Genomic DNA, 22,626 nt, shown 5'->3' on the forward strand with positions numbered 1-22,626 from the left:
TCATATCCATCGTCAGACCCCCAGATGCTTTTCAAGCAACTCCGGATTCGCTGACAACTCCGCCGGCTTGCCGTCGAACACCACGGTGCCTTTCGACAGCAGCACCGCGCGATCGGCGATCTTCGACAGGCTTCTGAAATCCTTGTCGACCACGATGGTGGCGACGCCTTCGCTGCGAATGATGTCGAGCGTGCGCCAGATATCCTGCGCCACCAGCGGCGCGAGACCTTCGGTCGCCTCGTCGATCAGGATCAAGTCAGGATTGGTCATCAGCGCGCGGCCGACCGTCAGCATCTGCTGCTCACCGCCTGACAACTGATGACCGCCGTTGGTGCGGCGTGCATGGAGGCGCGGAAACAGTTCATAGATGCGATCGAGCGTCCAGCGCGCACGGCCGTCGCGACCCGGCCGCGCCGCCATCACCAGATTTTCGACCACCGATAGCGACCCGAAAATGCCACGTCCTTCCGGCACCAGCGCGACGCCGGCGCGTGCGATATCTTCGGGCGCGGCACCTGCGATGTTGCGATCGGCGAATGTCACATGGCCACGGCAATCCGCGACAAGTCCCATCAATGAGCGCAGCAGCGTGGTCTTGCCCATGCCGTTGCGGCCAAGCAGCGCAAGCTGTTCGCCGCGCGCGACAGTAAGATCGATGCCGTGCAGCACCTGACTCGCGCCGTAGAACGCCTCGAGCCGCTCGACTGTGAGAAGCGCGGTCACGCGGCGTCTCCATGGTCGCCGAGATAGGCGGTGCGCACCGCCGGATGCATGCGCACCTCCTGCGGCAATCCGCTTGCAATCACTTGTCCGTCAGCCATCACGGTGAGACGGTCGGCCAGTTCGAACACCGCATCCATGTCGTGCTCGACCACGAGAACGGCATGACCCGCCTTGAGCGATGCGATGAGGTCGACGATGCGGCGCGCTTCGGACTGGCCCATGCCGGCGAGCGGTTCGTCGAGCAGAATGATGCGCGGCGCGGTTGCCAGCACCATCGCGATTTCGAGCTGACGTTGTTCGCCGTGACTAAGATGGTTGGCAATCACATCCGCGCGTTCGGTGAGACCGGCCTTCTCGAGAGCCTCGGCAGTGCGCCGGTTAACGTCGGCGTCGGAACGCACATTGCCGAACATTTTCAGGGGCCGAGCGGCGTGCGCCTGGGCCGCCAGCCTTACATTTTCGTAACAATGGAATTGTGAAAAAATCGTGGTCTTCTGATACGAGCGCCCGACACCGGCACGCGCGCGGCGATCCGGCGGCAGGCGGGTGATATCCTGGCCGTCGAGGATGATTTCTCCGGCACTGACCGAGAGGTCGCCGGACAGAAGATCGATCAAGGTCGACTTGCCGGCGCCGTTGGGACCGATGACGGCATGAATCTCGCCCGCGTGAACATCGAGCGACACATCAGATACGGCGCTGACGCCACCGAAATGTTTTTGCAGCCCTTCTGCGCGCAGAGCGACCTCAACCATGGCTCGCTCCCGCCGCGGGCTTCACCACTTTGTTCTTTGCAGGCGCGGGCGCGTCATCGTCAGACGATCCGAACACCAGCGGCATCAGCTGGCGCACGCCATTCGGCAGCGCGAGCACGATGGCAATGACGATCAGGCCTTCGGCGAGTTTCCAGTATTCGGTCGTGGCTTTGAGAATTTCCTCAACCCCGATCAGCACCAGCGCGCCGACCAGCGGACCTGTCACCGAGCGCAGTCCGCCGATCAACACCATCACCAGCGCCGTTGCCGAGACATGCCAGCCGAGCATCTGCGGCGCGACGAAGCCGAATTGCGCGGCGGCGAAGTAACCGGCCAGTCCCGCAAGCGCGCCGGAGATCGCGAAGGCGATAAGCCTCACGCGAAACACCGGAAAGCCGAGCGACAAGGCGCGGCGTTCGTTATCGCGCGCCGCAGAGAGCGCATGACCGAACGGCGAGCGCACCAGCATGGTGAGCAGCGCGATGGTGCCGATCAAAAGCACGAGCACGACAAAATAAAACACCAGCGGCTTGTCGAGATCGAGCAGTTGCACGCCCGCGATATCGAGCACCGGCTTGAAATAGACGAACGCGCCGTCGGAGCCGCCGGCGAACTGGATGTCGTGGAAGAAGTAGAACATCATCTCGCCGAAGGCGAGCGTCACCATGATGAAGTAGACGCCACGGGTGCGCAGCGCGAGCGCGCCGATCACCAGCGCGGCGAAGGCGGATGCCGCCACCGCCAGCGGCAACGTCGTCAGCAGCGACGGCGGATCGTAACGCCCCGCGACCAGCGCGAGGACATAACCGGCAAGGCCGAAGAACGCGGCATGGCACAGGCTGACGAGGCCGCCCTGCCCGACGGCGAGGTTGAGCGCCATCGCAAGGATGCCCATGATCATCGCCTTGCTGGCGAACTGCACATAATAAGTCGGCGCGACGAACGGGAGCGCCAGCGCGGCGGCGAGGAGCAAGGCGGGCACCAGCCGCGACGCCATGTTCGACGATCCGCTCATCTCAAACATCCCGCCGGCCGAGGATGCCGTTCGGCCGCCACAACAGCACCGCGGCCATCAGCACATAGATCAGCACACTCGATACGCTGGGAAAGAACACCTTGCCGAACGTATCGGTGAATCCGATCAGCAGCGCGCCGATCGCGGCTCCCGCCACCGAGCCGATGCCGCCGAGAACGACGACGACGAACGACAGGATCAGCATGCTGTCACCCATGCCGGGAAACACGGTAGACACCGGCGATACCACGATGCCGCCGAGGGCCGCGAGCGCGATGCCGACCGCGAACACATAGCGGTTCACCACATCGAACTTGATGCCGAGCGCGCGGGTCATCTCGCGGTTCTCGGCGCCGGCGCGCACGATCATGCCGATCTTGGTGCGCTGGATAACGTAGAAGATCACTGCCGCCACCGCGAGGCAGAACACGCAGATGGCGAGGCGATAAACCGAATAGGACAGATTGTCGGTGAGCTGGATCGAACCGCTGAGGCTTGGCGGCGGCGCAACCGAATGAACGTCCTTGCCGAACAGCAGCTGGCGCACCTCGTCGATCACCAGAATGAAGCCGAAGGACAGCAACACCTGCGCCAGATGATCGCGGCCGTAGAGCCGGCGGATGAACACGTTCTCGAGTCCGAGCCCGACCACGAAAGCAATGATGAGGCCGCCGACCATCGCGATCCAGAAATTGCCGGTGTAAGCGGCGATCCAGTACGCGAGATAGGCGCCGAGCATATAGAACGCGCCGTGAGCAAGATTGATGACGCCGAGAATGCCGAACACCAGCGTCAGGCCGCTGGCGACCAGAAACAGGACCATGCCGTACTGGACCGCATTCAGAACCTGAACGCCGAATGTGATGAGGTCCATCTAACGCATCCGACTGGAGACGCAGCTACCGCACCCGCGATGTCGTCCCCGCGAAAGCGGGGACCCAGACTCCCGATGCCGGAAACGTCTCGCGATCGGAGTAACGGACATACGATGCAAACCAGTAAGCTCGGTGGTTATGGGCCCCCGCCTTCGCGGGGGCGACGTGGAGAAAGATGTCATGGCCGGGATTTATTCCGGCCATCCCGATAGGGCGGGCACCGTGCCTTCCTAAGCGGGATGGCCGGGACAAGCCCGGCCATGACGGCATTCAATCGTGACGCCGCACACGCCGCTTACGAAATCTTGCAGCCGCGCGCCGGATCGTCGACGTTGGCCTGCGCGATCGAAATCATCTCGTTGCGGCCGTTACGGACCTCGCGGAGATAGATGTTCTGGATCGGGTTGTGCGCCTTGTTGAAGCTGAGCGGGCCGCGCGGGCTGTCGATCTTGGCAGCCCCCATCGCCGCGATCATCTTGTCGCGCGCCGCGGCGTCGCCGCCGACCGCAGAGAGGCCGATGTCGAGCAACGCGCCGGCGTCATAACCCTGCACCGCATAGATGTCGCCGACATTGCCGGTCTTGTCCTTGAACGCCTTGAGGAAGGCGACGTTGGCCGGATGGTCGAGATTGTCGGCATAATGCAGCGTGGTCTTGATGCCGTTGGCGGCTTCGCCCTGCGCCGGAATGGTGCCGTCGGTCAGGAAGCCTGCGCCATAGAGAGGAATGCTCTTGTTGAGACCGGACGCCGCGTAGTCCTTGACGAACTTCACCGCGCCGCCGCCGGCGAAGAACGAGAACACCGCATCCGGCTTCAGCGTCGCGATGCGGGTGATCAGCGCCTGGAATTCGACCTCGGGGAACGGCAGCGTCAGATCCTCGACCACGTTGCCGCCGAGCTTCTTGTAGTTCTCGGCGAACGCACTGACCATTTCCGCACCGGCGGTGTAGCGCCAGGTGATGGTCGCGACCTTCTTGATGCCGGCGTCGAACATCACCTTGCCCATCGGATAGGTGGTCTGCCAGTTCGAGAACGAGGTGCGGAAGATGTTCGGCGCGCACAGCGGGCCGGTGGCGTCGTTGGCGCCGGCGTTCGGAATGATCATCAGCGTCTTGGTGTCACGCGCGACCTTGACCATCGCCATCGCGACGCCCGAGTGCACGGTGCCGACCACGACGTCGGCTTTCTCGCGGCCGACCAAGCGGTTCATGTTGTCGGTGGCGGCTTCAGGCTTCGACTCGTCATCGACCTGCACGAACACGATCTCGCGGCCGCCGAGCTTGCCGCCTTTCTGCTCGACATAGAGACGGAAGCCGTCGTCGATGTACTTGCCGAGCTTGGCGTAGGTGCCGGTGTAAGGCAGCATCAGGCCGACCTTGAGCGGCGCCTTCTGCGCGATCGCGGGCGCGCGCAACTGCGGCGCCACCGCAAGGGTTGCGGCACCCGCAGCACCGGTCAAAAGCGTGCGGCGGCTGAGTTTCAGCATCTTGTCGTGATCGGTCATCGGCGTGTCCCTCTCCTTGGCGTTTCTGCCGTTTGTTTCGTTATTCCCGCGCACCATAGTTCGCGGGCCTTTCCGTTTGCAAGGCGAATACGGCCCACGGACGCCGCTGCGGCTCCGACTTAAGACGTGCCGTGGTCATCGCCCACAGCCGATCCAGTCGCGTGGTGCACCCGCGTTGAGCCGCGCCGTTTCGCTGTCGCGGCGCGACAAAACCGCGCGCTGGTTGATGTAACCCTTGTCGGTGATCTCGCCGTCGTCGACCGACGGCGGTTCCGTCATCAATAACGCTCGCGTGGCATGCGCCGACGACGCGCCGCCGCTTGCCTCCTTGAGTTGCGAAAGCCCGCGCGCCACCGCGGCGCGCACCGCGTCGTGACCCAGCACCTCCGCGAGGCCAGCATCGTCCGGCAGTTTCGCCAGCGCGCGGCAGGCGGCAACATTGGGAAACACCAGAAAGCGAACCTCGTCGGCGTCATGGCCGGTGACGACGATGTCCTGTGCCAGCGGCGCGAGCGCTGCGATGCCGGCGACGCGCAGCGTGCCGACGCTGACCCAGGTGCCGGAGGTGAGCTTGAAATCCTCGCTGACGCGGCCATCGAAAAACAGGCCGAGTTCGGGACGGTCCGGATCGGCGAACGCCATCGCATCGCCGATCATGTAGAAGCCGTCGGAATCGAACGCGTTCGCGGTCTGCTCCGGCGCTTTCCAGTAACCGGGCGTGACGTTGGGCCCGCGCACCCGCACTTCGAGCTTGTCGCCGTTCGGCACCAGCTTCAGTTCGGTGCCCGGCACCGGCACGCCGATATTCCCGGAGCGCTGCGCCTGGAAATGGCAATCGGTGGCGAGCGGCGCGGTCTCGGTCGAGCCCCATGCCGACACCATCGGAATTGCGCGACCCACCGTCTCGATCGACAGCTCCTCCAGCGCGTCCCACAGATTCTGCGGCAATGCCGCGCCGGCGTAGAACACTACTTTCACATCGGTGAAAAACCGCTGGCGCAGAGCACTATCTTCGCGCAACGCCGCGATCAGCATGTCGAAGCCGCGCGGCACATTGAAATAGATCGACGGCACCACGCTGCGCAGATTGGCGAGCGAGGTGGCGAACAGGCCGGGCGCGGGCTTGCCGCCGTCGATATAAAGCGTGCCGCCGTTACGCAGCACCAGATTGAAATTGTGGTTGGCGCCGAAGGTGTGGCTCCACGGCAGCCAGTCGAGGATCACCGGCTTGTCGCGCTCGAGAAACGGCCAGACCTGCGCCTTCGCCGCCTGACTCGCGGTCAGCATCTTGTGGGTGTTGATCACCGCCTTCGGCGTGCCGGTCGAGCCTGATGTGAAAAGAAATTTCGCGATCGTGTCGGGCGTGATCGCGGCGAACGCCGTATCGACCGCCTCGCCCGGCCGCGCCGCCGCCACCACGCGGAACGGCAACGCATCGGCGCTGCGCACTTCGCCGGTGACGATCACCGCCGTGTGCAGCGGCGCGATCGCCGCGAGCGCTGCGGCGAATTGCGTTGTGCTGGCGACATAGATCGCGCCGGGCTCGATCAGCGCGATCATGCTTTTCAGCTTGTCGAAATCCTTCGACATCAGTGAATAGGCCGGCGAGATCGACGCCGCCGGCACGCCGGCATGCATCGCCGCCAGCGAAAACAGGGCATGGTCGATGCTGTTGTCGGAGAGAATCGCGAGCGGACGCTGCGCGCTCAAATCCTGCGCGAGAATCCACGCCGCCGCGCCGCGCACTTTGCGCAGCGCCTCGCCGTAGGTCACCGTGGTCCACGGCGCGTCCACGCTGGCGCGTTCGGCGAGAAAAATCACGTCGGGCGTTTGCCGTGCCCATTTTTCCAGCCAGTCACCGATACAGCGATCGGCGCCCTGCAGCGGAACACGGGATTTCAGAATGATGGCGCCGTCAGGCATCCGCTGCGCGGACACGCTCGGCAATGCGAACAGCGGCGACACCTGATCCAGCACGACGTTTCCCCCTGGCAGGCGTCTTTGAAAAATAATGCAGTCGAGTGCATTACGCCTTTAGTCAACAGGAATTATAATGCAGGAGTTTTGACACGAGTCAATGACAACGCGCCGGATGCTGGCGCAGTGGGAAATCAGACGATGTTTCAATTATTTAACGTGGTTCGCGCCGACGAGAGACCCGCGCTCCGCTCTCGTCGTCATGGCCGGGCATAGCCGTTCGAGGAACGGCGTCGCTTCCGCTCGCCTATGTCCCGGCGATCCCGCTTGGGGACGTACCAAGCTCGCCATCGGGATCACCGGCACAAGGCCGGTGATGACGATTAAGCGTGTCGCCAGGTCAATGAACAACAGATTGCATCAGCGCGATCAGATATCGGCTCCGTCGCGCGCCGCCTACACCTCGGCCCATTGGCGCAGGAGGTTGTGATAGTGCCCCGTCAGTGCCGGCAGCGAGGGATGGTTGGGCACGTCCTGGGTCAGGCCGATGATCGCCATGTCGAGGTCGAACAGCATCGTGCGATGGCTGACGTCGCGGATCATGCTCTGGGTCCAGAAGAACGACGCGATGCGCGAGCCGCGGGTGATCGGCGTCACATGATGCAGGCTGGTCGCCGGATAGATCACCAGATCGCCCGCCGGCAACTTGACCGCATGGCTGCCGTACGTGTCCTCCACCACCAGTTCGCCGCCGTCGTAATCCTCCGGCGCGGAGATGAAGAGCGTCGAGGAGACGTCGGTGCGGATGCGCACCGGCTGATGCGGATGGGTCCGGATCGAATTGTCGATGTGCGAGCCGAAGGTCATGCCGCCGTCGTAGCGGTTGAACATCGGCGGATAGACCTGCAGCGGCAGCACCGCCGACATGAACATCGGGTGCCGCATCACAGCGCCGCGCACCATGTCGCCGAGCTCGCGCGCCTCGGCGGAGTCTTCCGGCAATTGCAGGTTCTTCTTGACCTTGCCGGCCTGATGCCCGGCGGTGATGTTGCCGTCCACCCACGCCGCCTTCACCATCACATCCTTGCAGCGCGCGACCTGCTCGGGGGTGAGCACGTTGGGGATGTGCAGCATCATGGCGGTATCTCCAAAACAGTTGCGGTCCGCAACGCTGTCGTATCAGACGTTGCGAACCGTCAAAACCCCGAATGGGCCGATAACCTTACTTGTCGTACTTGACGGCCGGCGGCGGCTCGAACCGGATCCGGTACGACAGCGAAGCGTAACGGCCCGATGCCGGCACCGCGTGACCGCCGTAGTACTGGGCGTAATACAGCTCGTCGCCGATATTGTAGACGTTGAGCTGCAGGGTCGAATTCGGCGTGACCTTGTAGGCCAGCATCGCATCGAACCGCCAGAACGATGGCACGTAGGAGGTGTTGGTGGTGTTGACGAAGGCATCGCTCTGATAGATCGCGCCGCCGCCGATAGTCCATTGCGGATCAAACGCGTAGGTCGACCACAGCGTGAAGTTGTTGCGCGGTGTGCTCGGCAGCTCACGCCCGAGCTCGGCAAAATTGGTCGTCCTGACGATCTCCGAGTCGAGATAGCTGTAACCGGCGAACACCGACCATCGATCAGTCAGACTTCCGGCGACGCCCAACTCGACGCCATCAACACGGGCCAGACCGTCGAGCACCAGCACCGTCTGCGCCGCCGGATCGTCCGGCACGCGCAGGTTGGTTTTCTCGATCCGGAAGATGGCGCCGGTCACGCTCAGCCTGTTGTTGAGGAAATCGGCCTTGGCGCCGACCTCGATGGTGCGGTTCTTTTCGGGCGCCAACAGCGGATTGGCGGTGCTGGTCGCGGTATCGGTGAGCGTGCCAAACTCCGCCGACGGATTGAACGACACGCCGTAGGCCGCGTAGATGCTGGAATTCTTGGTCGGATGGAACACGCCGCCGACGCGCCAGCTTGTCATATTGTCGGTGCGGCCCTGCACGCGGGTCGCGATCGGCAAGGCGAAGTCGGTGTATTTGGTATCGAAATTATCGAACCGGACCGAGCCGAGCAGTTCAAAGTACTCGTTGATCTTGATCTGATCGAAGGCATAGGCCGCAGCGGTGGTGGACTTGGTTGCGTTCGGCGCATTCCATCCGTTGAAGACACCGCCGAAATTGGTGTCGACGGGATAGTACGCGCTGGTGCGGCACAACGGTTTGGTCGGATCGCAGAGGTTTGACGCGGTCATCCCGTTCCCGCGCTGCTGACCGCGCGTCTCCTGCGCGAATTCCAGGCCGACCGAGACTGTATGCAGCCAGGAGCCGGTGTAGAATTTGCCCGCCAGATCGGTCTGATTGACCAGCAGCGAGTTATCGGTTTCGACCTGGAAATGCTGGCGACCGATGGTCATCAACTGGGGCGAATAGCCGGGCGTGACGGCCGTGGCATTATCGGCCTGGAAGAGACTGCGCGGTGCCGTCGTGCGCGTGAAGCGATCGACGCTGACATAGCGCGTGGTGTTGCTGAACTTCAGATCGTTGCTGAAGTCGTGCTCGAACTTGCCGGTCAGGGTGTGAGCTTCGGTCTTCACGATATCGGCGAGCGGCCCCGCGACCACGCCGTACCAGTTGTTGCGCGGCACCGGGATCGGCAGCGTCGGCCGACCATTGCCGTAGTAACCTGCACTGATCTGAGACCCGTCGGTCTTGCTGTAGGACGGCCCAGGCAGATACGGCCGACCGTAATCGGGAATGCTCTCCTCGCCCTGATAGATGTAATTCAGCGAGACGCGCGTATCGGGATTGAGATCGATCCGCAGCGACGGCGCAACGCCCCAGCGCTTGGTGTAAACGTTGTCGCGATCCGGCGTCGGCACGTCCTGATACAGCGCGGCGATGCGGCCCCAGACATTGTCCTTCTTGCCGCTGGCGTCGACTTCGGCGCGATAGCCGCCTGCACTGGTGCCGGTGATGGTGCCTTCGAGATAAGGCACGGCAGTCGGCAGCTTCGACACGATGTTGATCGCTCCGCCGGTCGAGCCGCGCCCGAATGCGAACGCCGACGGTCCTTTGTAAACCTCGACGCGATCGCTGCTGAACAAATCGCGGGTGTACCAGCCCGGATCGCGGACGCCGTCGCGGAAGATGTCGCCGCGCGCGGCGAAGCCGCGGATGTTCGGGCTGTCGCCCTGCTGGCCGCCTTCACCGGCATTGAAGGTGATGCCGGGCACGGTGCGCAGCGCATCTTCCATGCTGGTGATGCGCTGTTCCTGAATCACCTGCTGCGGAACGACGTTGACGGTCTGCGGCGTGTCGCGCAGCGGCGTCGGAATGCGGGTGAGCTGCGAATCGGTGGTCTGGTAGCCGCCGCCGGCGGTGTCCTGCACGTCGATGGTCGGCAGCGCGCCGCCGACATCCTGCGCCATCGCGGAGGTCGCCAGCATCACCGAAGCGAGGCTGATCATCGCCGGGCCCGGCCTGCGGATCGACGCGCGCACAAACGATGGTGCCGGCGTCGTGGTCTGGCTCTCCGGGGTGATGCCCTTCAGCTTCGCATTTCTGGTCTTCTTGTGAGATTTGCCCCGCCGCATAATCAGCGCCCCTTGAATTCAGGTTCATATTTCCGCGCACGCATTCATGTGCGTGGCGATTTCGCGGCGCCGTTGTGAAAAATCGGTAAGGTCAGGGCAAGGGCCTGAAATTAGAACCTCTTCAATGTTGCGCTATTTGCTGGATTCCGAATTGCGGCCTTACGCCCACTGCGACTAGAAGAACGGCAACATCAGGCTACGCAGCCGCGCAATTTAGAATCGCTCCAAAGTCAAAAACTTTGAGCCAGTTCGACAATCCAACCGAATGAAATGACAGCAAGCACCTCACCGCCGCAGGCATCCATGTTTTTCCGTCGCGGATGGGCCCATCGCCTGTGGCGCAACATTCATCTGTGGCTCGGCATCGGATTGTTCGTGCTGCTGGTGCCGGTGGCGCTGTCGGGCGCGATCCTCGTCTATCACGAGGACATCGGCGAGATGATGAATACGCCGCGCGGCGCGGTGGCGTCCTCGGCCGATATCGACGTCGCGGCCGCCGTCGCCAACGCGACCAAGGCGGCCGGCGACAAATTCCAACCCACCGCGATTCGTTTTCCCGAAGATACCCGCGTGCCTGTCGCAGTGTCGGTGCGCGGTCCCGCCGCGCGCGGCGAGCGTCCGGCGTTTCTCACCGTGCAGGTCGATCGCGCCGATGCGCATGTGATCAAGGTGACGAACTTCCGCGAGTCGTTCTTCGGCTTCATGCATGTCTTCCACGAGAACCTGACCATTCCGGACTATGGCCGCAGCATCGTCGGCTGGACCGGCGCAGCGATGCTCGTTCTCTCGCTCAGCGGGCTTTATCTGTGGTGGCCGCGTCATAACCAGTGGGCGCGCGCCTTCGCGTGGCGGCGCAAGCCTTCGACCTCGTCGAACCTGCATCACATGGCCGGGTTCTGGATCTGCTTTCCGCTCGCGTTCCTGTCGCTGACCGGCATCTATCTCGCCTGGCCACAGCAGGGCCGTGCGCTGCTGTCGTCGGTCGCCGAGACCACGCCGCAACAGCGCGGCCGCACGCCGGTCACGCCGGAGCGCAGCGCCGCCGATATCTACGCCATCGTCAAGGCGCGCCCGAATGTCGAGGTCGCCGCCATCAGCTATCCGACCAGGCAGTCGAACGGCTGGCGCATCCAGGTGCGCGAAGGCGGCGAAGTCGTCTCGCTGATCGTCAACGACAAGACCGGCGCGGTCTCCACCGTTCAGCCGCTGACCGGCGACCACATCGGCTTCTGGATCCGCTGGCTGCATGAAGGCAGCCATGCCGGCGAGGTCTGGCGTCTCGTCGTTTTCGTCACCGGATTGATGCCCGCAATTCTCGGCGTAACTGGTATCATCCTGTGGCTGCGCCAGCGGCGGCAGCGCAAGCTGATCCATGCCGGCCCCGCCGCACGCACTTTTCCAGCGCCGCTCGTCGGCGAAACAACTCCTGCGGAATAATCTGATCGGATCAAGGCCATGACAACACCAGCACCGAAGCGCGACACCATCTTCCCGGCCCTGCGCGGCCGCGCCCGCATGGTGGCGGCAATCGCAGGGATCGCGCTGTGGAGCGCGCCGGTGCTGGCGCAGATGGCGCCGAATGCGCCCGCCGCAACGCCTGCTGCGGCGGTGCCGAACATCACGGCGCCCGCGACACCGGCCGCACCGGCGGCGACAATTCCGGGCGCAATGGCACCCAACGCAGCGACGCCCAATACGACAACGCCGAACACCGCAACGCCGAGTGCTGCAACACCGGCTCCGGTTGCCACCGCTCCGTCGGCGACCCCGGCGCAACTGCCGCCGCCCAACGCGATGCTGCCGCACGATCTGTCGCCATGGGGCATGTTCATGAATGCCGACATCATCGTGAAGGCGGTGATGATCGGCCTCGCCTTTGCGTCGCTGGTGACCTGGACGATCTGCGTCGCGAAAATGATCGAGCTGCGCAGCGAGACCCGGAAAACCAGGAAGCGCGTCCGCGTCCTCGAAAACGATCCGGCGCTCGCCGAGGCTGTCCATGATGTCGGCAAGGGCAAGGACGCCGTTGCCCGGCTGGTGCAGGCGGCCGCCCGCGAAGCGGAATTGTCGAACATGTTCGACGGCGGCTTCACCGATCGCGTTGCGCTGCGGCTCGACCGGATTCAGGCGGCGATGTCGCGGCGGATCGCGCGCGGCACCGGCGTGCTCGCCACCATCGGCGCAACCGCGCCGTTCGTCGGACTGTTCGGCACGGTCTGGGGCATCATGAATTCGTTCATCGGCATTTCCCAGGCACACACCACCAACCTCGCCGTGGTCGCGCCGGGCATCGCCGAAGCGCTGCTGGCAACCGCGATGGGCCTCGTCGCCGCGATCCCGGCGGTGGTGATCTACAACCATCTCACCCGCATGATCGCGGGCTATCGCGCGCTGCTCGGCGACGCCTCCGCGCAGGTGATGCTGCTGATCAGCCGCGAACAGAGCCGCCGCTCGCTGCGCGGCGTCTCGCGCGCGGCGGAGTAAATCATGGGCGCAAAACTGGGCGGAAACATCTCCGGCGCCGACGACGATCTGGTCGAGGCCCACGAGATCAACGTCACGCCGTTCATCGACGTGATCCTGGTGCTGCTCATCATCTTCATGGTGGCGGCGCCGCTTGCGACCGTCGATCTCGGCGTCGATCTGCCCGCCAGCTCCGCCCAGCAGCAGCAGCGGCCCGACAAGCCGATCTTCGTCACCGTCAAGCCAGATCTTTCGGTCGGCATCGGCGATGACATCGTGTCGCGCGACGCATTCGCGGGCCGCCTCGACGCCGTGACCCAGGGCAAGAAAGACGAACGTATTTTCGTGCGGGCCGACAAGGTCGTGCCCTACGGCGAGCTGATGGACGTGATGAACCTGCTGCGCAACGCAGGCTATCTCAAGGTTGCGCTGGTGGGGCTCGAAGCACCGGCCACGCCGGCGGCAGCGCCAGCAGGTGCACCGAAATGAGCGCACTCGCGCTTCGCGACGGAGTTACCAAGGCCGACGTCACGCGCTGGGGCCTCGCCGCAGCGCTGGTGGTCAGCCTGCATGCCGGCGTGATCGCCGCGGCACTTTATACCATTCCGGACTCGCCGCCGCCCGGCGCACCGCTGGAAGCAATTTCGATCGACCTTGCGCCGGCCGCCGCCGCGCCCGAAGTCACCAATCTCGATCTCGCGCCGGGACCGGAAATGCAGCAGGCCGAGGCGCCCGAGCCGGAGCCCGAGCCGCCGAAGCCGATCGAGGAACAGATCGCGCCGACGCCGCCGCAGGAAAAGGCTGAAGTCGTCGCGCCGCCGAAAGAAGAGAAGAAGCCGGAGCCCGAGAAGGAAAAGCCGAAGCCGATCGAGAAGAAGAAGCCGAAGAAGCCTTCCGAAAAGCCGGCTCCGCGCACCACGGCAGCGCCGAAGGCGGAAATTCGCGACCGTGCACGCGAAGCCCGCGCCGGTGCGGCGGCGGCCGCCGCGGCGCTCCCGTCATACCGGCAGCGGCTGGCGGCGCATCTGCAGCGCTACAAGCAATACCCGAGCTCGGCCCGGTCCGCGCATGAGGAAGGCACGGCGATGGTGACGTTCACCGTCACGCGCAGCGGCAGCGTCACCGGCGTGCGCCTGTCGCGGTCGTCCGGTCATCCGTCGCTGGACCGGGAAGCGATGGACGCGATCCGTCGCGCGCAACCGCTGCCATCGTTCCCGCCGGAAATGACGCAATCGGCGATGATGTTCCCGGTGCCGTTCAGCTTCCACCTGCGCTGAGCGCGATCTTCCTCTTTATCTTCTCCTTGATGGGGAGGGGAAACGGCAACTCCCTGCAACATCACCAGTCCCTCACCATGAGGGCAAACTTCGCTTTAGATGTGCTCCCTCTCCCGCTTGCGGGAAGAAAGAGCGCTTATGTCGCTGGCATTCAGTGCAGGCTTGCATCCGCTGCGCTTGATCGCAACGAATGCGGTGCTATATGGGACGTGAACGCCACTCTGAGGGATGTTCGCGATGTTCGACGGCTTCAGCGCCATTGATTTGGCTCGCGCGCAATTTGCGTTCACGATGTCGTTCCACATCATCTTTCCCGCCTTTTCCATCGGCCTTGCCAGTTATCTCGCGGTTCTCGAAGCTTTGTGGCTGTGGACCGGGCGCGAGGTCTTCATCAACCTGTTCAATTACTGGCTGAAGATCTTCGCCATCGCTTTCGGCATGGGCGTCGTCTCCGGCATCGTGATGTCCTACCAGTTCGGAACAAACTGGTCGGTATTCTCCGACAAGACCGGACCGGTGATCGGCCCTCTGATGGCCTATGAGGTGCTGACCGCGTTTTTCCTCGAAGCGGGCTTCCTCGGCGTCATGCTGTTCGGACTCGATCGCGTCGGCAAACGGCTGCATTTCCTCGCGACGCTGATGGTGGCGATCGGCACGCTGTTCTCGGCGTTCTGGATCCTGTCGGCGAATTCGTGGATGCAGACACCGGCCGGCCACGCCGTCAATTCGGCGGGGCAGTTCGTCGCCGCCGACTGGTGGGCGGTGATCTTCAATCCATCGTTCCCCTATCGCCTCGTCCACATGGTGCTCGCCGCCTATCTCACCACCGCATTCGTGGTCGGCGCGGTCGGCGCATGGCACCTGCTGCGCGATGCGCGCGCCGAGGGACCGCGCGTGATGTTCTCGATGGCGATGTGGATGGCGGCGCTGGTCGCGCCGATCCAGATTTTCGCCGGGGACCAGCACGGCCTCAACACCCTCGAATATCAGCCGGCCAAGGTGATGGCGATGGAAGGCCACTTCCAGAGTCATCCCGACGGCGCGCCGCTGATCCTGTTCGGCTGGCCCGACCAGAACGCCGGCGAAGTGAAATATTCGATCGAGATCCCGAAGGCGTCGTCGCTGATCCTGAAACATTCGCTCGATGCGCCGCTCGCGGGCCTCGACACCATCAAGCGCGCCGACTGGCCCAACGTGCCGCTGGTGTTCTGGTCGTTCCGCATCATGGTTGGATTGGGCTTCCTGATGCTCGGCATCGGCCTCCTGAGCCTGTTCGCGCGCTGGCGCGGCCAGCTCTATCACTGGCCGTGGCTGCATCGCTTCGCGCTGGCGATGGGACCGGCGGGCTTCATCGCCGTGCTGGCGGGCTGGGTCACGACCGAGGCCGGACGGCAGCCGTGGACGGTCTACGGCATGTTGCGCACCGCCGACTCGGCGTCGCCGCTCGCAGCCCCCGCCGTGGCGACGTCGCTGCTCGCCTTCGTCATCGTCTACTTCATCGTGTTCGGTATGGGCGTATTCTATATCCTTCGCCTGATGGCGCACCCGCCGCACCACGGCGAGGAAGGCCCACGCGCCGACATGCCGGCGCGCGCGTCCGGCATCACGCCGGCCGGCGGCGCACACGGACACGGGTGACTCATGGATCATCTGTTCGACATCGCGACGATCTGGGCCTTCATCATCGCCTTCGCCGTGTTCATGTATGTCGTGATGGACGGCTTCGATCTCGGGCTCGGCATGTTGTTTCCGCTGTTTCCCGACAAGCGCGACCGCGACGTCATGATGAATTCCGTCGCGCCGGTGTGGGACGGCAACGAGACCTGGCTGGTGCTCGGCGGCGGCGGCTTGATGGCGGCGTTTCCGCTGGCCTACGCGATCCTGATGCCGGCGCTCTACACGCCGATCATCGCCATGCTGATCGGGCTGGTGTTTCGCGGCGTCGCCTTTGAATTTCGCTGGCGCGCGCATCGCGAACGCAACCACTGGGACCTCGCCTTCGCCGCCGGCTCGCTGGTCGCGACGCTGGCGCAGGGCATCGCGCTCGGCGCGATCCTGCAAGGCGTGCATGTCGAGGGACGGCATTACGCCGGCGGCTGGTGGGACTGGCTGACGCCGTTCAGCATCCTGACCGGGCTGGCGCTGGTCGCAGGCTACGGCCTGCTCGGCGCAACCTGGCTGGTGATGAAAACCACCGGCGCCTTGCGCGATCACGCCTATCGTCTCAGCCTGTGGCTGATGATCGCCACGCTCGTTGCGATCGGCGCGGTCAGCATCGCGACGCCGTTCCTCGAGGGCGATTACTGGCGGCGCTGGTTCGAATGGCCGAACATCCTGTTCACCGCACCGATTCCGATCGCGGTCGCCGCCGTGACGCTGCTGTTAATGCGCGCCATCGCCAACAAGCGCGACTATCAGCCGTTCTTCCTGTCGCTCGCGCTGTTCCTGCTGTCCTATGCCGGGCTCGGCGTCAGCATGTGGCCGCATATCGTGCCGCAGAGCGTCACCATCTGGCAGGCCGCGGCGCCGGACGGCAGCCTCTATTTCATGATCGTCGGCGTCGCCATTCTGGTCCCGATCATTCTCGCCTACACCGCATGGGCCTACTGGGTGTTTCGCGGCAAGGTCGATCCCAATACCGGCTATCACTGATGGGCTGTCACTGATGGCACCGCGCGAGCCGCCGCAGACGCCGCTGACGAAGCGGCTGATCTGGTTCGTGGCGCTGTGGGCGCTCGGTGTCGGCGCCGTCACACTGGTGTCATTCCTCCTGCGGCTGTGGATCGCGCCGCATTGAATGAGTGTGGCGCACCAGCGACGCCAAAAACGTGATGCCATCCCTCCCCCTTGTTGGGAGGGTCGGCTGAGCGAAGCGAGGCCGGGGTGGGGGTCAGCCTTGCGCCAAACGTTCGCTTCGATCCCCCACCCGACACATCGCTCGCTTCGCTCTCGATGCGCCACCCTCCCCACAAGGGGGGAGGGATGAAGAGCAGTCCGTTCCAAATTCACGATGAGAAATCTTCTCCTCTCCGTTTACGGGGAGAGGGAGTCCAGACCGCCGCAACCGACGCTTAAATTTTGAATCGCCCTATTTGAAACATGCCCCGCCCCCGCCCGCATGACTTGCCAGCCCGGCGATGGTAATGTTTGATACCGGACACACTCGCAGGGGGTCCACATGGCGCGATTTCGGCTTCTCGGTTTGATCGCGGTTCTGGCAGCCGCGGCGATGGCGTCGCCGACCGCATTCGCGCAACGCGACAACACCCAGCTCGGCGATCAGCCCGGCTACGTGCCGAGCGAAGCCGAAGAACAGCTGCCGCCCGAATTCCAGCGCACCATGGTCTACTACCGCACCACGGAAGCGCCGGGCACCATCATCATCAGCACCTCGGAACGCTTCCTCTATGTCGTTCAGGGCGGCGGCCGCGCCTTGCGTTACGGCATCGGCGTCGGCCGCGAAGGCTTCCAGTGGCAGGGCCTGATGACGATCACGCGCAAGGCCGAGTGGCCGGACTGGACGCCGCCGCCGGAAATGATCGCACGCCAGCCCTATCTGCCCCGCTTCATGGCCGGCGGCCCCGGCAACCCGATGGGCGCCGCAGCACTTTATCTCGGCACCACGGTTTACCGCATTCACGGCACCAACCAGCCGCAGACCATCGGCAGCGCCGTGTCGTCGGGATGCTTCCGCCTCGTCAATGCCGATGTCGCCGATCTCTATCACCGCATTCCTGTCGGCACCAAGGTGATCGTGCGGCAGAAGCCGCAAATCTGATTACGACACTTCCGCTCCCGCACCGCGCTCCGCATCACGGACTTTTCGAGCGAGACACATCATGTTCAAACGTATTCCACGCACCTTCCGGTCGGGACTGCTGCTCGGCTCGATCCTCGCCCTGATCGTCGCAGCAATCGCCATCACCTATGAGCGCTACGATACCCGGACGCTGAAACGCACCCTGCGGCGCGACGCCGTGCTGTGCGGCGTCAACACCGGCCTGCCCGGCTTCTCCAATCCTGACGCGCAGGGCAAATGGTCCGGCTTCGACGTCGACATCTGCCGCGCGGTCGCCTCCGCGATCTTCGACGATCCCACCAAGGTGAAGTTCGTGCCGCTCGACGCCAACGAGCGTTTCAAGGAGTTGCAGAGTCGCAAGATCGACATCCTGTCGCGCAACTCGACCTGGAGCATGTCGCGCGAGACCGACTACGGGCTGAACTTCGCCGCGGTGTCGTATTATGACGGCCAGGGCTTCATGGTGCCGCGCGCGCGCAACCTCGAGTCCGCGCTGGCGCTCAGCGGCAGCAAGGTCTGCGTCCAGAACAGCACCACCACGCAGCTCAACCTTGCCGACTACTTTCGCGCCAACAACATCAAATTCGAGGAAGTCAAATTCGGCAACCTCAACGAGGTGCTGAAAGCCTATGAAAGCGACCAGTGCGACACGCTGACCGCCGACGTCTCGCAGCTTTATGCACTGCGGCTGAAACTCGGCCACCCCGCCGACCATGTCATCCTGCCCGACGTGATCTCCAAGGAGCCGCTGGCGCCGGTGGTCCGCCAGCGCGACGACGACTGGCTGCTGATCGTGAAGTGGACCGTCTACGCCATGCTCAACGCCGAGGAACTCGGCATCACCTCGAAGAACATCGACGAGGCGCTGAAATCCAAGAAGCCGGACGTGATGCGGCTGGTCGGCACCGACGGCGCGTTCGGCGAAGAACTCGGGCTGACCCGCGACTGGGCGGCGCGCATCATCCGCCATGTCGGCAATTACGGCGAGGTCTACGACCGCAATGTCGGCGTCGGGTCGCCGCTCAAGATTCCGCGCGGGTTGAATCATTTGTGGAGCGGCGGCGGCATCCAGTACGCCCCGCCGATCAGGTAGGGCGTTTTCCAGCCGTCACTACGTTCGCAAGATTGTCATGGCCGGGCTTGTCCCGGCCATCTCGCTTAGGAGAGCACTGTGCCCACCGGATCCGGGTCACCGGGACATAGGCGAGCGAAGCGACGCCGTTCTTCGAACGGCTATGCCCGGTGACGACAATGAGTGTGAGGTGAGCGTGCCCCGGACGCGGTGCGACGTTCTTCACGCCGCTCCGCTGATCCGGGGCCGTTCCACGCATTGAATTCTCAACGGTCCCGGATCAGCAGCGCACCACTTGCGCGCTGCGCAGCATCCGGGACACACCGACGCTCAATAGTTCTTCAGCCGCGCCAGCTGGTCGGCGTGGAAATTGGTGTCGCCGAACAGTTCCTGACAGACCCGCGCGCGCTTCATGAAAAAGCCGATGTCGAACTGGTCGGTCATGCCCATGCCGCCGTGCATCTGCACCGCTTCCTGAACCGCGAGCGTCGCGGTCGATCCCGCCTTGGCCTTGGCGACGGCGACCGCCGCAGCGGCGTGCTCGAAATCAGTATCGAGCAACTGCAGCGCCTTCATCACCGCGGCGCGGGTGACTTCAAGCTCGCAATACAGATGCGCGGCGCGATGCTGCAACGCCTGGAATTCGCCGATCAGTTTGCCGAACTGCTTGCGCTCCTTGAGATACGCCACCGTGCGCGCGAATGCCTCTTCGCCCGCGCCGACCATTTCGGACGCCACCGCGGCGCGGCCGACATTGAGAATACCGTCCAGCAGCGCACCGCCCTGATCGACCTCGCCGAGCACACTGTCGGCATCGACATCGACATCGAACTCGATGCGCGCCGCGTTGTGGGCATCGACCATCGCGGTACGCTCGACCGCAACGCCTTTGGCTTTCGGATCGACCAGAAACAGCGTCAGGCCGTCGCGCTCCCCTGCTTTTCCGGCGCTGCGCGCGGCGACGATCAAGAGATCCGAGACGTGGCCGTCGACCACCATCGCCTTGGCGCCCTTCAACTTGAAGCCGTTGCCCGAACGCGTCGCCTGCATCGCGGTCTGCAATGGACGATGCTTCGCGCCTTCATCGACCGCGAGCGAGGCGATCAGGCTGCCGTTGGCGATGCGGCCGAGATACTCGGACTTCTGAGCGGCGCTGCCGCCACGCGACAGCGCGGTTGCCGCCAATACAGCGGTCGAGAGAAACGGCGACGGCATCAGCGTGCGGCCGATTTCCTCCATCACCACGCCGGCCTCGACGCAGCCGAGCCCGCTGCCGCCGAATTCTTCCGGCACCAGCAGGCCGGACAGCCCCATCTCGGCAAACGCGGTCCACAATTCGCGCGAAAAGCCAGTGGCGTCTTTCGTGTCGCGCAACTGGCGCAGATGGCTGACCGGCGCCTTGTCGCCGATCAGGCCGCGCGCGCTGTCGCGCAGCATCGATTGTTCTTCATTGAGGACGAGGGCCATATGAGTGATCCTGAAATCTGTTTTGTCGTTGTGTCGCGACTTGCGGATGAACTGGCTATTTCGTCATGCCCGGGCTTGTCCCGGGCATCCACGTCTTTCCTGGTGCGATATCGCTAAGACGTGGATGGCCGGAATAAATCCGGCCATGACAACGCGGGTTGATTGAACACCGCTACGCTCCCGGCAGATCGAGAATCCGCTTGGCGACGATGCCGAGCATCACCTCGCTGGTGCCGCCCTCGATTGAGTTGGCCTTGGTGCGCAACCACGCGCGCGGCGCCGCGCCCTCCTTCGAGCGTGGGCTTTCCCATTCCAGCGCGTCGATGCCGCCGGCCGACATCAGCAGTTCGTGGCGGCGCTTGTTCAGTTCGGTGCCGTAATATTTCAACGCCGACGAATAGGCCGGATGGCCCTGCCCGGATTTCGCCAGATCGACGGCGCGCTCAGCGGCACAGCGCAGCGCCGCCTCGTCGATCTCGAACGATGCGATCTGGCCGCGCAGCATCGGATCTTCCAGACGGCCCTGCTCGTCGGCGCCGATTGAATCCGCCGCCACCTGACCGAGCGGACGGTTGCCGCCGCGTTCGCCCATGCCGGAAATCATCGCGCGCTCGTGCTGCAGCAGATACTTCGCGACATCCCAGCCGCGATTGACCGTGCCCAGCACATGCGACTTCGGCACCCGCACATTGTCGAAGAAGGTTTCGCAGAACGGCGACTTGCCGGAAATCAGCAGGATCGGCTTGGTCGAGACGCCTTTCGACGCCATGTCGAACAGGATGAAGCTGATGCCGTCGTGCTTCTTTGCGGTGGCGTCGGTGCGCACCAGACAGAATATCCAGTCGGCGAAATTCGCATAGGACGTCCAGATCTTCTGGCCGTTGATGATGAAATCGTCGCCGTCGCTTTCGGCGCGCGTTTGCAGCGAGGCGAGGTCCGAACCCGCGTTCGGCTCCGAATAGCCCTGACACCAGCGGATCAGACCGGCGGTGATCTTCGGCAGATGCTCGCGCTTCTGTTCGTCAGTGCCGTATTTCAGCAGCGCCGGGCCGAGCATCGAAATGCCGAACGACACCAGCGGCAGCCGTGCCGAGATCGCCGCCATTTCCGCGCGCAGGATTTTTGTTTCATCGGCATCGAGGCCGCCGCCGCCGTATTCCTTCGGCCAGTGCGGCACGGTCCAGCCTTTATCGCGCATCCGCTCGAACCAGACGCGCTGCGGCTCGGATGCAAATTTGGCATTGCGGCCGCCCCAGAACGTGTCCTCGTCATTCACCATCGGCTGGCGCATTTCCGGCGGACAATTCGCCGCCAGCCATGCGCGCGTCTCGGCGCGGAATTTTTCCAGATCTGCCATCTGCATTATCCTCGATCGTTTCGGCGCAGCGCCACACGCCGCCTCCGTTGCCATTTGCCGCGACTGTAACGGCGGCTTGGCGGATTTCAATATCCGTCGATGGCATGCCGCCGTGAACCGGATAAGATCACGTTTGCGCGGCTAGAGATCTTGTCTTGACGCGTTTTCTTCACGCGAACCGGTATCCACTTCGCTCGAAAACGCTTTAATCGACGTTTCAAACAACCGAGGAAACCCATGCGCCCGATCTTTCTTCCGCCTGGCGAAATGAACGCCGACCAGCAGGCGATCTTCGACGAATGTGCCGCCGGCAAGCGCGGCCGCGTCACGCCGCCGCTGCGCGCGTGGATTCACAGTCCCGAGATGGCGCGCCACACCCAGCGGCTCGGCCAGTTCCTGCGCTACGACACGACGCTCGGCGCGCGCCTGTCCGAGCTTGCGATCCTCGTCACCGCGCGGCACTGGACCGCGCATTACGAATGGTACGCGCACAAGACAATGGCGCTCGATGCCGGACTCGATCCCGCGATCATCGACGCGATCCGCGACCGCCACGTGCCGGATTTCGACGATCCGAAGGCGCAGCTGGTCTACGAGTTCAGCGAGGCGCTGCACGAAAACCAGGTCGTGCCCAAGCCGCTGTACGACAAGGCGATCGAGATGCTCGGCAAGCGGGGCGTGATCGAGCTGATCGGGCTGCTCGGCTACTACACGCTGGTGTCGATGACGCTGAACACGTTCGAGTTCGACCTGCCCGAAGGCGAAACATCCGAGCTTGCGTGAGGCGATTTCCGGTATAGATGACGATCA

General features: G+C 63.9%; 20 protein-coding genes. 10 read left to right on the top strand and 10 right to left on the bottom strand.

The annotated features are described in order from the left end of the window. Positions 1-12: 12 nt before the first annotated feature. The 8 genes from ASC80_RS14705 to ASC80_RS14740 form a co-directional block, all read right to left on the bottom strand. Positions 13-723, bottom strand: a complete 711-nt coding sequence (locus ASC80_RS14705; protein ID WP_056298410.1) for an ABC transporter ATP-binding protein — start codon at positions 721-723, stop codon at positions 13-15. Next, a complete protein-coding gene (locus ASC80_RS14710; RefSeq protein WP_056298413.1) occupies positions 720-1,478 on the bottom strand; it encodes an ABC transporter ATP-binding protein in 759 nt (252 codons plus the stop codon). Before ASC80_RS14710 ends, ASC80_RS14705 begins: the two co-directional genes overlap by 4 nt. Then, positions 1,471-2,493, bottom strand: coding sequence for a branched-chain amino acid ABC transporter permease (locus ASC80_RS14715; RefSeq protein WP_056298415.1), 1,023 nt, complete (start codon positions 2,491-2,493; stop codon positions 1,471-1,473). The genes ASC80_RS14710 and ASC80_RS14715 overlap by 8 nt, the downstream gene beginning before the upstream one ends. 1 nt (position 2,494) lies before the next feature. Beyond that, the gene (locus tag ASC80_RS14720) at positions 2,495-3,367 is read right to left on the bottom strand and encodes a branched-chain amino acid ABC transporter permease (protein WP_056298418.1); all 873 of its coding nucleotides are present in this window, start codon (positions 3,365-3,367) and stop codon (positions 2,495-2,497) included. 296 nt (positions 3,368-3,663) lie between these two features. Then, entirely contained in the window at positions 3,664-4,872 is a 1,209-nt protein-coding gene (locus ASC80_RS14725; RefSeq protein ID WP_056299020.1) for an ABC transporter substrate-binding protein, read from the bottom strand. 135 nt (positions 4,873-5,007) lie between these two features. After that, positions 5,008-6,795 (bottom strand): feruloyl-CoA synthase, encoded by a 1,788-nt coding sequence (locus ASC80_RS14730; RefSeq protein ID WP_082512623.1) that lies wholly within the window; start codon positions 6,793-6,795, stop codon positions 5,008-5,010. A gap of 450 nt (positions 6,796-7,245) precedes the next feature. Beyond that, a complete protein-coding gene (locus ASC80_RS14735) occupies positions 7,246-7,926 on the bottom strand; it encodes a Fe2+-dependent dioxygenase (protein WP_056298423.1) in 681 nt (226 codons plus the stop codon). 85 nt (positions 7,927-8,011) lie between these two features. Further along, entirely contained in the window at positions 8,012-10,381 is a 2,370-nt protein-coding gene (locus tag ASC80_RS14740) for a TonB-dependent receptor (RefSeq protein WP_056298425.1), read from the bottom strand. A gap of 270 nt (positions 10,382-10,651) precedes the next feature. On the opposite strand from ASC80_RS14740, the gene ASC80_RS14745 reads away from it, so the two are divergent. The 9 genes from ASC80_RS14745 to ASC80_RS14780 all read left to right on the top strand — a co-directional run bounded on the left by ASC80_RS14745 (position 10,652) and on the right by ASC80_RS14780 (position 19,013). After that, positions 10,652-11,818, top strand: a complete 1,167-nt coding sequence (locus ASC80_RS14745; protein WP_056298428.1) for a PepSY-associated TM helix domain-containing protein — start codon at positions 10,652-10,654, stop codon at positions 11,816-11,818. 231 nt (positions 11,819-12,049) lie between these two features. Then, the gene (gene exbB, locus ASC80_RS14750) at positions 12,050-12,865 is read left to right on the top strand and encodes a tonB-system energizer ExbB (RefSeq protein WP_056299022.1); all 816 of its coding nucleotides are present in this window, start codon (positions 12,050-12,052) and stop codon (positions 12,863-12,865) included. A 3-nt stretch (positions 12,866-12,868) separates the two neighbouring features. Beyond that, positions 12,869-13,333, top strand: a complete 465-nt coding sequence (exbD, locus tag ASC80_RS14755; RefSeq protein ID WP_056298432.1) for a TonB system transport protein ExbD — start codon at positions 12,869-12,871, stop codon at positions 13,331-13,333. Next, positions 13,330-14,121: an energy transducer TonB family protein gene (locus ASC80_RS14760; protein ID WP_056298434.1), complete on the top strand. Its 792-nt coding sequence runs from the start codon at positions 13,330-13,332 to the stop codon at positions 14,119-14,121. The genes exbD and ASC80_RS14760 overlap by 4 nt, the downstream gene beginning before the upstream one ends. A gap of 237 nt (positions 14,122-14,358) precedes the next feature. Beyond that, positions 14,359-15,759, top strand: a complete 1,401-nt coding sequence (locus ASC80_RS14765; RefSeq protein ID WP_056299023.1) for a cytochrome ubiquinol oxidase subunit I — start codon at positions 14,359-14,361, stop codon at positions 15,757-15,759. Positions 15,760-15,762: 3 nt separating this feature from the next. Next, on the top strand, positions 15,763-16,773 hold the full coding sequence (cydB, locus tag ASC80_RS14770; RefSeq protein WP_056298437.1) for a cytochrome d ubiquinol oxidase subunit II: 1,011 nt from the start codon (positions 15,763-15,765) through the stop codon (positions 16,771-16,773). Between the two features lie 10 nt (positions 16,774-16,783). After that, positions 16,784-16,918 (top strand): DUF2474 domain-containing protein, encoded by a 135-nt coding sequence (locus tag ASC80_RS23775; RefSeq protein WP_156464399.1) that lies wholly within the window; start codon positions 16,784-16,786, stop codon positions 16,916-16,918. A 381-nt stretch (positions 16,919-17,299) separates the two neighbouring features. Then, the gene (locus tag ASC80_RS14775; protein ID WP_056298439.1) at positions 17,300-17,899 is read left to right on the top strand and encodes a L,D-transpeptidase; all 600 of its coding nucleotides are present in this window, start codon (positions 17,300-17,302) and stop codon (positions 17,897-17,899) included. A gap of 61 nt (positions 17,900-17,960) precedes the next feature. Then, positions 17,961-19,013, top strand: coding sequence for an amino acid ABC transporter substrate-binding protein (locus tag ASC80_RS14780; protein WP_056298442.1), 1,053 nt, complete (start codon positions 17,961-17,963; stop codon positions 19,011-19,013). Between the two features lie 309 nt (positions 19,014-19,322). Here ASC80_RS14780 and ASC80_RS14785 read toward each other — a convergent pair whose 3' ends face one another. Beyond that, on the bottom strand, positions 19,323-20,459 hold the full coding sequence (locus ASC80_RS14785) for an acyl-CoA dehydrogenase family protein (RefSeq protein ID WP_056298444.1): 1,137 nt from the start codon (positions 20,457-20,459) through the stop codon (positions 19,323-19,325). A 172-nt stretch (positions 20,460-20,631) separates the two neighbouring features. After that, on the bottom strand, positions 20,632-21,816 hold the full coding sequence (locus ASC80_RS14790; protein WP_056299026.1) for an acyl-CoA dehydrogenase family protein: 1,185 nt from the start codon (positions 21,814-21,816) through the stop codon (positions 20,632-20,634). A gap of 237 nt (positions 21,817-22,053) precedes the next feature. Between ASC80_RS14790 and ASC80_RS14795 the strand changes: the two genes are divergently transcribed. Beyond that, positions 22,054-22,599: a carboxymuconolactone decarboxylase family protein gene (locus ASC80_RS14795; RefSeq protein ID WP_056298448.1), complete on the top strand. Its 546-nt coding sequence runs from the start codon at positions 22,054-22,056 to the stop codon at positions 22,597-22,599. Positions 22,600-22,626: the final 27 nt, after the last annotated feature.

This window comes from Afipia sp. Root123D2 (genome assembly GCF_001425835.1).
Taxonomy (GTDB): Bacteria; Pseudomonadota; Alphaproteobacteria; order Rhizobiales; family Xanthobacteraceae; genus Afipia.